This window comes from Pantoea eucalypti (assembly GCF_009646115.1).
Taxonomy (GTDB): Bacteria; Pseudomonadota; Gammaproteobacteria; order Enterobacterales; family Enterobacteriaceae; genus Pantoea; species Pantoea eucalypti.
This window is the reverse complement of sequence record NZ_CP045721.1, coordinates 45,141-57,803: the sequence shown is the minus strand read 5'-3', so window position 1 is coordinate 57,803 and position 12,663 is coordinate 45,141. Positions and strand designations below refer to the sequence as shown.

Annotated in this window: 11 protein-coding genes and 1 pseudogene; 8 read left to right on the top strand and 4 right to left on the bottom strand. The window is 49.3% G+C overall.

The window, feature by feature from the left end:
• Positions 1-832: 832 nt before the first annotated feature.
• Positions 833-2,494 carry a hypothetical protein gene (locus EE896_RS19065; protein WP_140915638.1) on the top strand — a complete coding sequence of 554 codons (1,662 nt, stop codon included), beginning with the start codon at positions 833-835 and terminating at the stop codon, positions 2,492-2,494.
• 29 nt (positions 2,495-2,523) lie between these two features.
• The gene (locus EE896_RS19060; protein ID WP_008924579.1) at positions 2,524-2,940 is read left to right on the top strand and encodes a hypothetical protein; all 417 of its coding nucleotides are present in this window, start codon (positions 2,524-2,526) and stop codon (positions 2,938-2,940) included.
• A gap of 47 nt (positions 2,941-2,987) precedes the next feature.
• Here EE896_RS19060 and EE896_RS19055 read toward each other — a convergent pair whose 3' ends face one another.
• On the bottom strand, positions 2,988-3,332 hold the full coding sequence (locus EE896_RS19055; protein ID WP_008924580.1) for a hypothetical protein: 345 nt from the start codon (positions 3,330-3,332) through the stop codon (positions 2,988-2,990).
• 1,211 nt (positions 3,333-4,543) lie between these two features.
• Here EE896_RS19055 and EE896_RS22440 point away from each other — a divergent pair.
• The 4 genes and pseudogenes from EE896_RS22440 to EE896_RS19040 all read left to right on the top strand — a co-directional run bounded on the left by EE896_RS22440 (position 4,544) and on the right by EE896_RS19040 (position 7,445).
• Complete coding sequence (locus tag EE896_RS22440; protein ID WP_003848181.1) at positions 4,544-4,741, top strand: hypothetical protein; 198 nt, start codon at positions 4,544-4,546, stop codon at positions 4,739-4,741.
• A pseudogene (locus EE896_RS19050) lies at positions 4,707-4,958 on the top strand (DUF4113 domain-containing protein); the annotation flags it as partial. The gene EE896_RS22440 and the pseudogene EE896_RS19050, both read left to right, overlap by 35 nt.
• Before the next feature lie 380 nt (positions 4,959-5,338).
• Complete coding sequence (locus tag EE896_RS19045) at positions 5,339-6,079, top strand: nitroreductase family protein (RefSeq protein WP_008924582.1); 741 nt, start codon at positions 5,339-5,341, stop codon at positions 6,077-6,079.
• A gap of 163 nt (positions 6,080-6,242) precedes the next feature.
• Entirely contained in the window at positions 6,243-7,445 is a 1,203-nt protein-coding gene (locus EE896_RS19040) for an MFS transporter (RefSeq protein ID WP_008924583.1), read from the top strand.
• Positions 7,446-7,508: 63 nt separating this feature from the next.
• Here the strand turns inward: EE896_RS19040 and EE896_RS19035 are convergent, their stop codons facing one another.
• Positions 7,509-7,724: a YdgH/BhsA/McbA-like domain containing protein gene (locus EE896_RS19035; RefSeq protein WP_003848189.1), complete on the bottom strand. Its 216-nt coding sequence runs from the start codon at positions 7,722-7,724 to the stop codon at positions 7,509-7,511.
• 109 nt (positions 7,725-7,833) lie between these two features.
• Positions 7,834-8,751 carry a LysR family transcriptional regulator gene (locus EE896_RS19030; protein WP_003848191.1) on the bottom strand — a complete coding sequence of 306 codons (918 nt, stop codon included), beginning with the start codon at positions 8,749-8,751 and terminating at the stop codon, positions 7,834-7,836.
• 161 nt (positions 8,752-8,912) lie between these two features.
• Between EE896_RS19030 and EE896_RS19025 the strand changes: the two genes are divergently transcribed.
• Both EE896_RS19025 and EE896_RS19020 read left to right on the top strand, forming a co-directional pair.
• On the top strand, positions 8,913-9,593 hold the full coding sequence (locus EE896_RS19025; protein ID WP_008924585.1) for a type 1 glutamine amidotransferase domain-containing protein: 681 nt from the start codon (positions 8,913-8,915) through the stop codon (positions 9,591-9,593).
• Between the two features lie 1,128 nt (positions 9,594-10,721).
• Positions 10,722-11,246, top strand: a complete 525-nt coding sequence (locus tag EE896_RS19020) for a phenolic acid decarboxylase (protein WP_003854933.1) — start codon at positions 10,722-10,724, stop codon at positions 11,244-11,246.
• Positions 11,247-11,263: 17 nt separating this feature from the next.
• Here EE896_RS19020 and clcA read toward each other — a convergent pair whose 3' ends face one another.
• The gene (gene clcA, locus EE896_RS19015) at positions 11,264-12,655 is read right to left on the bottom strand and encodes a H(+)/Cl(-) exchange transporter ClcA (RefSeq protein ID WP_140915639.1); all 1,392 of its coding nucleotides are present in this window, start codon (positions 12,653-12,655) and stop codon (positions 11,264-11,266) included.
• Positions 12,656-12,663: the final 8 nt, after the last annotated feature.

Genomic DNA, 12,663 nt, shown 5'->3' with positions numbered 1-12,663 from the left:
CAAAAAAGCCCAGCGGAGTGGGCTTTGAGTACGGATTCCATACTATTAATCAGTGTCGCTTCTCATAATGATTGCCCGTACGAGCGTTTTTATACGTACCATACTTGTGAGAAGAGCCATGCCCACCAGCGTAATGACCACCGCGTGCAAAGCTGACAGATGGTGCCAGGAGAGCCAGAGTGATTAGAGCCACGATTGTTTTTTTCATTTATGATTTTTAAACCTTGCCATATGGGAAGACCCCATTGGCAATATACGCTTAAGTTTTGGAATAGGAATCCTGATAAAAAAACAGGTCTTTTCGCAGTGACTGGAATTTGTGAATGCTCAAATGATGAGCCGGAATCGATGGTGTAAAGTGTCTGGTTCTGGCAGATAAAACGGAAATGCAGAGCCGAAAAATGCGTATGATAATTAAACGCAGATAGCTGGCTGGTTCAATTAAAGACTTAGTTATAAAAGGAATTATTTGGCATGGATTACGGCTATTGGTTCACTGTAATTGCAATTTTTGTCACTGGGCTTGTAATGGTTATGCAAGCAATCAGTTATTACCGAACTGGTGTCTACACCAAGACTTTCAAAGGCACGTCCAGATGCGAGCTTATCAAGAGGGCTGACCGGCCTCACGCATACTGGTTCAATCTTAGCTTGCATATGCTCGCTGGTGTTGGAGGGGTTTACTTCAGTCTATGGTTTTTGCAATTCGATCCAACAGTGAAGGAGTGGTATGAGGCTCTTATAGAGTCCCTGTCGCACCGAATTTTGATGTTATTTTCTTAAAACCCGACCCGCTCCGGCAGGTTTTTTATGCCCGTAAATTGAGGTTCCTATGGATGTTAAGGCTTACCGTGTAGCCGTGCGGCTGGCGCTGGATGACCAGATTACGCGCAACCTGCTGCAGGTGAGCCGTGATGCGATTGAACTGAACAAGAAGTTCCTCACCATCACCAGGAACATTAAAGCACTGACCAGTGCGGCACGCGAGGCGACATCTGCGCTGCGGGCACTCAATCGCTCCCTCAATAATATGTTCTCTGGTGCGTCACGCGGCGCGCGTGAGTATGCCGGTGCCATCCGCGAGATTGCCTACCAGACACAGCGCATCAACCGGGCCTCCCGTAATGTGCCACTGCTGGCGGGCAGCTACGGTGCAGCCATAACGTTGCCCGTTCGGGCTGCTGCTGGTGCCGCGGCTGCAGGGGGCAGCAGTGGATATGGGAACCATGGCGGAGGACCTGCGCTGCCTCCTCCTGCAGGAAACAGTCGCTGGTGGCATGGCTGGAATAACGGCGTCCCTCCTGGTGGATGGGGTGGCTCTGGCCACGGCGGTGGTAATGGCCGGCCACCAGGTGGAGGCTCATATTCAGCCGGTATGACCAGTCTGGCCACCGGCTATCTGGGCTTCAGCATGCTGAAGGGTTTTGTTGACGAGGCTGCCCGGTACCAGACCATGACTGAGAAGTTCAGACAGTTCGGCATGAGTCAGGCGACCACAGAGGAAGCAATGCATTTTGCCGAAACCACGTGGGTCCGTGGCTCATCGGCTACTGACATGCTGAAGTATCTGGTGGAGGCGCAGGGCGTATTCAGCGAATCCGGCATGAAGTCTGTGGATGAGCAGCTGCGCGCGGCGAAACTGGCTGCCCCCGTGCTGGCGCGTATCACATTCGCCTCACGCGTTCTGGATGAGCACCAGCGCGAAGCCACGGTTGCGAAGCAGATGGATATGCTGCGCTTTACTGAGACCGCGGGCGGCCTGAAAAGCCCTGAGCGGATTAACCGACTCATTGACGCTGCCTTCCGCGCAATCCAGTCCTCCGGGGGCAATGTCGATTTCACCCAGTACCGTCAGTTTATGGCCAAAGCCGGCACTGCTGCGTTCGGTCTGAGCAATAAAGCGTTGTTTGCCGAGCTTGAGCCGATTATCGGCGAGCTTAAGGGCAGCTCAGCGGGTGATGCGCTGATGACCGCTTACAACCGGTTAAACGGCATTATCAAATTACCTAATCAGGTCACGCATGACCTCATGAAAATGGGTATATGGGATGCCAGCAAAATTGAGCTCAACGGCCTGGAAGGCATAAAGCGCTTCCGTGGCAACCCGCTTATCAATGCTCAGCTCTTCAGCCAGTCGCCGGTTGAATACTATGAAAACGTCATCCTGCCCATCTATCGCCGTAATCATTGCACAGAAGAACAGAAGCAGCGTGAGAATGCCCTGATATTTGGGCGGACTGGCGGCAAGATGTTTAATCTTATTGACAAACAGCTTGAGACTATCCATCACCGTACCGACGCCTATGGCATCGTACGGGGACTGAATGACGCTTATGGTGTGGTCGGCGGCACCTATAACGGTAAGAAAATCGACTTTCAGAAAAAGTGGGAGAACCTGCAGCTGGTGATGGGCAGGGATGGCGGCATGCTGGACACCTTCACACAGGGGCTGGATAACGATGCTGATTATCTGGTTTTCCATGTATTGTTATAGGCCAGAACTTGACTAAGAAGGAGTAAGACTTGTCACGCGATATCGGTATTTACATAGCTAAAAAAAACTTCCCTCCTACTTCTCTTCTTAGGGATTCAATCATTCATGCAGGGTTTCCCTGCGTACTGGATGATGAATTTGATCCTTTAACGTTCAGCGGCTTCTTACCTTGCCCTGTTAATGGTTCAATTTCAGGTTTCGAGTATTATGTACATGTAGTGGATAATGATGGTGAACTTAATGAGTTAAATGCTACCTTCGTTCCGGATTTAGCAATTGTTTTATCAACAGGCAGATATGAACTTGAGTGGGTCTCTGCCTTAGCGACGGCATCCTGTATTGCAAGTCTTGCAGGAGGGCTTGTAGTTGATTATTTAACTGGTAATCAATACTTTGCTGATGATGCGGTTAAATGGGCTAAAGCTGAAGTATCGAAAATACAATAGTAGACTGTTAGGGTTCAGTCTTTCGTAACCTGCTACCAATGGCACTGTCAGTTCACGCTGTTATCGCTGGAATCTACGCCGAGATTGCTACTGTTTCCACCATTGTTAGCATAGCCGCTATTCTGGCAACCTACATACCCTCCAATAGCACCTGGAACTCCGCCATAAACAGCCCCTTCAGCAGCCCCGGCACCCGCGCCTGCTACTACCCCTCCAGGGCCGCCAGCGAGGCCCGTGACACCGCCACGGATAGCACCGGCCACAGCACCACCCGTTGCACCGTTAACACCCCCTTCAATCGCGGCGTTGGTGCAGTTTGAGCCTTCGTAACCTGAGTTAGCATTACCGCCAGAGACGATATTACTTTCATTTTCGGTCAGTTCTCTAAGCATGTCATTTATCCTCTTTTTGAAACTAAATTTGTTACTATCACGTTTGAGATAATTACTGCTACAGCAACTATTAATGAAATGGATAAAGAAGGATGTGAAACGTAAAAAGCACTTTTCGAAATGAACTTAACAATTACAGCTGTAATCGCAACGCAAAAAATTAAAGTAAGTATCTTCTCTTGGATAACTGATTTCATAGTCAAGTCCTCATATTCGCGTAAATAGTATTAACAAAAAGATTACACACAAAGAGTAATTAGTTGACAATATGGCGACGTTTTGAAAGAAATGCATACAAAATGTTAACGGTATTTTTTGGAAAGCTTAGTGAAAAAGCTTTTACAGCGTTGATTTTTATGGTTATTTATTAAATTTAATTCCAGGCTGGCCCCGTCTTTCTGGAAAGTGTCGCAATATTTTTTGTAATCATGATGACGGGAGATTATCAAATGCGGTTCATATTAACTGAATCTTTCAGGAACTATGAATGTCCGCTCTAAATCAAAAGCGAGCGTTTCCGAAGTGAAGTTTTGTTGCTCTTACAGACTGCAATCATGCGCTTTCAAAAGACTTATGTCATACATGGCTAATTGAAACGATTATACCAAAGCCGATCAACAGCAGGCTGAATGAATACTTTTGGATTCGCTGCAAATGACGGCTTTTCCAAAAAGCGGCCATACAAAACGATTACTCCCGCCGAATCACCTCTAATGATTTTGTAAATGCGCAGAGAAAAAATTTATGGGTAAGGTAAATTGTCCGCTTCTCGCTCTTTGCAGACTAAAGCAGTAGTAAAATTTGCGACGGAATAAATAACCTGCAAGCCATCTATTTATTCTGCGGGGTGGGTTTTGCGTTGGTAAGCTATCATTGGAGCGGCAATTTAACGGAAGGCATAAAAAAACCCGCGTTACACGGGCGTAAAGTTGTTCAATTGGGGCAAACCATCTATCAGCCCTGGCTGATAACACGGAGGATACACATAACGCCATTATTAGGAAATAGACGTTCAACAATTTATTTCGATTGACTCAGGTTGCAAAGTCAGCTTCGGATATCATGCCTTTAGGATGGCCTCATAACGACCGTCAGATAAAAATTCAGCGCCATCAGACCCTTTACAAATCTGTTGTAAGCTTCGCCTTGATCAAACCTGCCAACTGCAATTACTGTTTATCCATACAGTATTAATCAAAGGGGGAATTATCATGCCACGCGACTACGAAATCATGATGGCTTTCAGGCAGGCGATTAAGCGCGATGCTGAAGGCCGATTCACCATCAGCACACTCGACTTTGTAAAAGAGCCTGGCCAGATGAACTGGCATTACACACTTAACTCTGCGAATAAGTGGATAGAGACACACACGACACCGGCATATGAAAGCGGGCGTGATGCTTGGTGACTTCTTCAGCCAGGGGGTGGCTCAGCTAAGTCTGTTTGACGAATATCAGCCGCAGGCGAATAGCGAAGCTCTGATGCGGGTGATTGATGGGCTCAACCAGAGCGGCAAGGCCAGTCTTTTTTTTGCAGGGCAGGGTATCCAGAAATCCTGGTCAATGAAGCGGGATATGCTTTCACCGGCATATATCACAAGGGTTTCGGACCTGCCGGTAGTGTGATGATTATTTCGCATTTTCACGTGTGGTGGCATGGAGATACGCAATAGTTTATTACTGCCAAAACAGGGTGGCTCAATCTGTTTGTGGCTTTCGCCCTCTGTCATGCCTGGTTCACTGGTCCAATTATCGCGCATCATGAGACAGTCGACGGACCGGGGCGTAAGGGGATCATTTTGCCGGGAAACGTTACTGCCACGATTGAAACGGCAAATGATACGTAAGGTTTACAATCTAAATCTGGTGACTTCGCCATAGATTTCAAAAGTGTACATAGACATGTACATGATAAAAATCAGTTACAAAAGCCCGCCCAAAAACCCTCGAATTACCAAGCATGTATGCGCTGTGCTGTTATAGTTGCGCTTTATATGGGAGGAACCATGAGCGAACTGATTGATATTTTTACAAGTCATAAAAGTGAACGCAGTTTCACTGAGCAACCTGTCGATGAAGCGGTACTGGATCGTATAATTAGTACCGCTTACCGCGCACCAACATCAGTAAACTCGCAGCAGGTTTCTGTTGTCATTACCCGTGATGCCGGACGTCGTGCCGAGATCGCTGCCATCGCGGGCGGTCAGCCGTGGATCGCCAAAGCACCCGTGTTTATCACCTTTGTGCTGGATATGCATAAATCAGCGGTCGGCATGGCCGCTGTCGATCAGCAGCAGATCGCTCATCAGAGTATTGAGAGTATCGTATCGGGTTCAACCGATATCGGCATTGCGCTGGGGTCAGTGATGGCCGCGGCACGTGCAGAAGGTCTGGGCATTGTGCCGATTGGTGGTATCCGTCGCGATCCGCAGGCAATGATCTCACTGCTCAATCTTCCACCGATGACCTTCCCGGTTGCCGGCGTGGTAATCGGTCACGTTGACCAGCCCGCTCACCAGAAACCACGTCTGCCGCTGGCCACTTTCCGCCACGATGAGACCTACCAGACTCAGGGTCTGGAGCAGCAGATTGCGGCTTATAATGAAGAAATGGTTCAGCACTGGAAAAACATCGGACGTGATGACGGTGAGAGCTGGAGCGAGAGCGTCAGCGGTTATTACAAGAACATCTATTTCCCGGCTGTACTGCCCGCACTGCTGAAGCAGGGTTTCGGCACAGATAAATAATTAACTCTTTGTTGAGTGAAACGCAGGGCCACTCGCACACCGTTGCGGGTGGCCTTTTTCATTTTGTTACTATAACGAAATGTGACTTTCCAGGTTGTAACACATAATTTCCCTGTTAACCGAAGCGCAACTGCCTTTAACACTTACTTTCCAGGGAAATTACATGTCTCAGCGTTCACTTTATGCGCTCTGTTTAATGAGCTTTTTTCTGGCCGATGTCCGCGATGGTCTGGGGCCCTTTCTGGGGATATTTTTAACGGAACGACACTGGCGACCAGACGAAATTGGTCTGGTGATGACCTGTGGCGGAATAGCCGGATTACTTGCCACCCTGCCTGCGGGCATCGCTGCCGATGCAACCCGCCATAAAAAAATGATTGTGCTGCTGGGCTGCCTTGTCATCACCGTTGCCACGCTGCTGCTGTGGTACAGCAATCAGACATGGACGGCGATGGTCTCACAAATCGTGGCAGGTATTGCGGCGGCCTTCATCGGCCCGACCGTTGCGGGAATTACCCTGGGTCTGACCGGTCAGCGTGGTTTTAACCATCAGATGGGACGCAACGAAGCCTTTAACCATGGCGGTAATACCATTGCTGCCTTACTGGCGGGTTTCTCCGCGTGGTACTGGGGAATGGGGGCGGTTTTTATTCTGATGACCGTGATGGCGGTTTTCGCGGCCTTCGCGACGCTGGCGATTCGCGGTGACGAAATCGATAACGATGTGGCGCGTGGGTATGAAAAACAGGAAGAGCGACAGCCTGCGCTCAACTTATCGATGCTGATACGTAAACCCGCGCTCATGATAGCTGGCGTGACGTTACTGCTGTTTCATCTTGCCAATGCCGCGTTGCTGCCAATGCTGAGCATGCGCGTTGCTTCGGCTGGGGGCCAGGCGGCAGTAAGTCCGGGGCTGTATGCGGCGGCAACGGTGGTGATTTCACAACTGGTAATGATCCCGGTTGCGCTGTGGGTGTCAAAGCGCGTTGAAACGCAGGGTTATCGTCTTTTCATTATGGTTGCGCTGATGATTTTACCGCTGCGCGCGGTGATTGCGGCAGGTTTTGCCGAGCCGATTTTTGTTATTCCGGTTCAGGTGCTGGATGGTATTGCGGCTGGAATTCTCGGTGTGGCGGTGCCTGGCTACATTGTTACGTTGATGCGCGGCACGGGGCATGTTAACGCCGGACAGAGCGTCATTATGCTGATGCAGGGTGTAGGTGCTGCGTTGAGTCCTGCCATGACCGGCATGATCGCCGCACGTTATTCCTATAGCACGGCGTTTGCGGTACTCGGAGCGATAGCGCTGGCCGCGCTGATTTTATGGTGGCGTACCGGCAGTTCACACGCCACCCGTCTTGCCTGATCGGGCACAAAAAAGGCTGCCCGTTGGGCAGCCTCTCCTGGCAAATCCGTTTGCGACCATCCGTTATTTATACAGTTCTGCGGTCATGTGAACACGGTTATTGGTGTTCGCTTCCGTAATTTTGTACTGCGCGCCCTGTTCCTGAGCCTGAGCAGCGATTTTAGATTCTGCGCCATCCAGTGTGGATGAGGTCACAGAAACAGTCTCAGCAAAGCTGCCAAACGAGATCATTGAGAGTGCAGCGATAGCGGCGATAGAGAGTGCTTTTACGTTTTTCATGGTCATATTCCTGAGTGATGAATGGGGAGGGTGTCTGCCTCCGATGGGAATAATACTAACTCAGGTTATCATATCGTTATTAACTATTAGTGCGGCAATGGTGATTATGCTAATTGTTTGTCTGTGAGTCAGAAAGCTCCCGTGCCGTTTCCATGATTAACGTCCTGAACCAGCGATGGGCTGGATCGCTGCGATAACGTGTATGCCAGCCCATTTCCACAGGAAACGTGCCGAGATCGACAGGTGCGGGAACAATTTTGAGTCGCGGATCCCGGGAAAGGTGCTGACAGATCAGACGTGGCAGGGTGGCGCAATAGTCTGTGACTGCAATCATTTCTGGCACGGCGAGAAAATGTGTCACGGATACGGCAACCTGACGACGCAGACCGCGCTGTTCAAGCGCCTGATACAATCCTGCACGCATACGTCCAGGTGGCAGAACATTGACGTGTTTAAGCTGCTCATACTGTTCGGCACTGAAGCTATCGCCTGCAAACGGATGATCTGCGCGTAATACACAGGCCAGACTCTCATTCATCAGGTGCTGCACCACCAGATTATCGGGAGGATCAACGATTCGACCCAGCACCATATCGGTGTTGCCGGAAATTACGCCGGTTTCGGTGACGTCATTGCCAAAAGGGGTGAGGCGAAGCCTGACATTAGGTGCTGAAGTCCGCAGGCGAGCCACAATGGCAGGCATCATGATGAATTCAACGTAGCTATTCGGTGCGAGAGTAAATAGCCGTGTGGCATGCAGGGGATCAAAATCCTGCTGGCCCAGAATCACTTTATCGATGGATGACAACGCCGATCCAACCACCTGAGCCAGCTGTTCGGCTTTTGGCGTCGGGCGCATCCCATAACGTTCACGAATAAATAGCGGATCGTTGAGTGTCTCACGAAGCCGGTTCAATGCATTAGATAGCGCCGGCTGGGTGATACCCAGTCGTTCTGCTGCGCGAGTAACGTTACGCTCTTCCATCATGACCAGCAAAACTGGCAGTAAATTCAAATCGTATTTCATTGAGGCTATAATGCTATGTGAATAGCTGAAATTGAAGAGATAAATTTCATAAATATTCTTAAGCCCGCCATGATTAATGGGTCACGCCGTGACTGGCGGCTTACACGCAGATTTTGAATATTCTTACACCTGAAACCGACTGACTGTTATATGGAGCGTAAATGAAAATTTTAATGGTTTTGACCTCGCATGATGAGTTGGGTACCACTGGCAAGAAGACCGGTTTCTGGCTGGAAGAACTTGCCGCGCCTTACTATGCCTTTCTTGATGCGGGTGCTGACATTACGCTGGCGTCGCCAAAAGGCGGACAGCCGCCACTTGATCCAAAAAGTGATGAGCCCGATTCTCAGACCGATGAGACCCGTCGCTTCCATGCTGATTCTGCTGCTCAGGCTGCGCTGGCTTCGACTGTCAGACTTGATACGGTGAACCAGGATGCATTTGATGCCGTCTTCTATCCTGGCGGTCATGGACCGTTGTGGGATCTGGCAAATGACAAACACTCCATTTCATTGATCGAACAAACGCTGCAGGCTGGCAAACCGGTTGCACTGGTTTGTCATGCTCCCGGTGTCCTGCGTGATGTGAAAAATGCGGATGGCACGCCTCTGGTTAAAGGCAAAAAAGTTACTGGCTTCACAAACAGTGAAGAAGAGGGCGTTGGCCTGACGGACGTAGTACCGTTCCTGGTAGAAGATGCATTAAAACAGAATGGCGGTATCTACTCACGTGGCGATGACTGGCAGTCCTACACGGTTCAGGATGGCCTTCTGATTACTGGTCAGAATCCGGGTTCATCGGCTGAGACCGCAAAAGTGTTGCTGGCAAACCTGAAAAAATAAAGCAGGTTTTGGCATACACTGGTTGAGGGGCGCCTGCGGGCGCCTTTTTTATTACCGCCGTGCGTGGAAAATAAATAGTGACCTGCTGAATTATTTATATCGAATAGATTAGGCTTCAATTATTCTTAACCTTTAGAGGAAATCTGCGGGCTTGTGCAGAGATTAAATAATTAGTAAACCCTTCTACTGCAGATATAAACATGTCTTTAATAACAGTGTTGACATCGTTTTTTATATGCGTAAAGTAGAACTCATCAGCGGCATGAAGCAGCCCTGATACACCAGAAACCTGTGGTGTTAAGCGTAAAAGGTGTCGACGAATATTGGTTTAACATCGTCGGCGGTTCTGTTAAACATTGTTCTTTGAAACTAAACATTAGTTAATGATAACCCTGTTAAATGGAGTCGAAGTAAGTTTTAAGGTGTTGTAATATGTAGTTTGCAGTATCGCGTCGCGATGATGTAAGGCCTCGTAGTTCTGAACGTTACGTTACGACAGGATACGATTGCGGTTTAAACGTCGTAATGAAAGTAAGGCAACGCATCAAAGAGTATATATCGCGATGGGGGTGTACAGATTTATACGGGCCTGACCTGTCTTTGTCTCCTGAAAGACTATCAGGTGGTGAAAACCGCTAATGGTAATGACATTTTTCTTTCGTGATCATTATTATCCGCAGGATCTGTTCATAAATAGTAGTATCGAAGCAGTACCTTTCAATTAAGTTAGTTAATGGTAAACGTTAAATCTGTCGTACCTTAAAAGCCCTGGCTATTTCAGTCAGGGCTTTTATCATTTAGTGCCTCTGATATCAGCCCCCGATTTTAAGACTCAGATGTACACAGTCTTTCAGACTAATGACGACGACCCGTCAATTCATTTATCTTCAACAATGTATGACAGGTTTGAGAGGCTCTGCTTTATGTCTGGATGAATTCAATTCACTTGCGGTTTTATCAAATAAATAAAAAACGGTCCCCGATTTTTTATTTATCAGAAATATTTCTGGCAGCATATGGCAAAAAAAAGAATCTGCGCCATAGTCTAAATTCACTGACCTATTGTGCTAAAGCCTGTTTTTGACATTCATCCGTGCATTTCAAATGCGCTTTTTAACAGAGGTTAACATGTCAGGAGAATCTCCAGAGAATATCGCCAGCGATCTGTCTGAGTTCATTGGCACGCATTTTGTTTATACCTATGATAATGGCTGGAAATATGAGTGGTATGCTCGCAATGAAACTACCTGTGACTACCGTATCCATCAGGGATTGGTAGGTGGTCGGTGGGTAACCAACCAGAAAATGCACGCGGTGCAATTTGCGCCAGGCATCTACAAAGTTGACTGGCATGAACCTACCGGCACCTGCGTCAGTCTGTTGTTTGATTTGAATCGCACTCTGCTTCATGGAACGATCTTCTTCCCACAATGGATTGCGGGGGAAGGCCAGCATCCGGAGAAAACCATCTGCTATCAGAATGACTTTATCGATGATATGCACCGCTTCCGCGATGAAGGTCCGGCCTATCCGTACGTAATTATTCCTGAGTTTGCGAAAGTGACTTACATGAAAAACGAAGGGCCTGATAACGATAGCGTAATCAATCAGGCACCTGGACAGATGCCGTCTGATTATTTTGATAATAAGTAACTAAGCCGTCTACCCGCTCACTGCGAGCGGGTAGCGTCTGCCTGACGCGCCAGCGTGCGGGCCAGAATAGATGAGTAGAGTGGTTTTCCTCCCAGGAACTGTGCCAGTAGCGTAGCGCCCAGACAGGTAATGATCATCGGCAATATCAGCTGATAGTTATCTGTCATTTCCAGTACCAGCACAATGCCGGTGAGTGGTGCTCTTACCGAAGCCGCGAACAGTGCGCCCATCCCTGCGATAGCAAAAGTACCCGCATCAAGATGGTAAAACGGAAACAGATCCGTCATTGCCACCCCAAATGCTGTACCGAGTAGTGTCCCTAATGCCAGCATCGGGGCAAAGATACCGCCGGGTGCACCTGACCCAAAACAGAGCAGAGTCGTTATCAGCCTGACCAGGAAGATAACCAACAGCAGGGTGAACGGGAAGAGACCATGAACCGCCTGGGGAATCAGTTCAGAACCGCCGCCTGCGCCTGGAGCGAACATAAGAGCCAGAATGCCGCAACCCCCGCCCAGCAATGCGCCTGCCAGTACCACACGTGCCGTTTTACCCGCGTAAAAGCGGGCAAAAAGATCCTGCGTGATGAATATCAGACGGTTAAATAAGACGCCGACCATACCGATAACCATACCCAGTATCAGATAGAGCCACAGCGTCTGCACTGGCGCATCAGCCAGCTTGCCAACGGAGATGACTGCCTGTTCGCCGTTGAAATAGCGAAACACGATGCTCGCCATAATGACGCCGGTAAACACAGCTTTAATCGAAATCAGGTTATAACGAAACTGCGGGCGCATCTCCTCGATGATAAACAGGATGCCCGCCAGCGGTGCATTGAAAGCAGCAGCCAGACCGGCGGCCGCACCGGTAGCCAGCAGCGTATGTCGGGCTTCATTACTGCGCATTCCCAGAATATCAATGACCATGCGTCCTATGTTCCCGCCCAGCTGTACCGTTGGGCCTTCCCGGCCCAGCACCATTCCGGCACCCAGCGTGCCCATGCCGCCAAAGAATTTCACGGGAATGACCCGCCACCACCGCACAGGTCTTAGCTCTTCAAGCGCCCCTTCAATTTCAGGAATGCCCGAGCCACCCGCTTCGGGAGCATAACGTCTGACGAGAAAATAGCCGACCATCGCCAGCAGAGCCGAGATGGCAAAGGAAGTAGCGTAGAGTATCCAGCCTTGTAACTGCCCTGAAGTCAGCGTGTCGGCACGCCACTGCTGGATGGTTTCAACGGCGCGTGCAAATGCCACGCCTGCCAGGCCAACCAGCGAACCGACCAGCGCAGCACAAAACAGCATCGCCAGCGGCGTTTTATCACGATAGAGAAGGGCGCGGAACATCCGGCTACGCGCTGCAATGGAGCGAGGAACATAAACCGGCTGCGGTGATTCTTCGTTCATTAAGACAT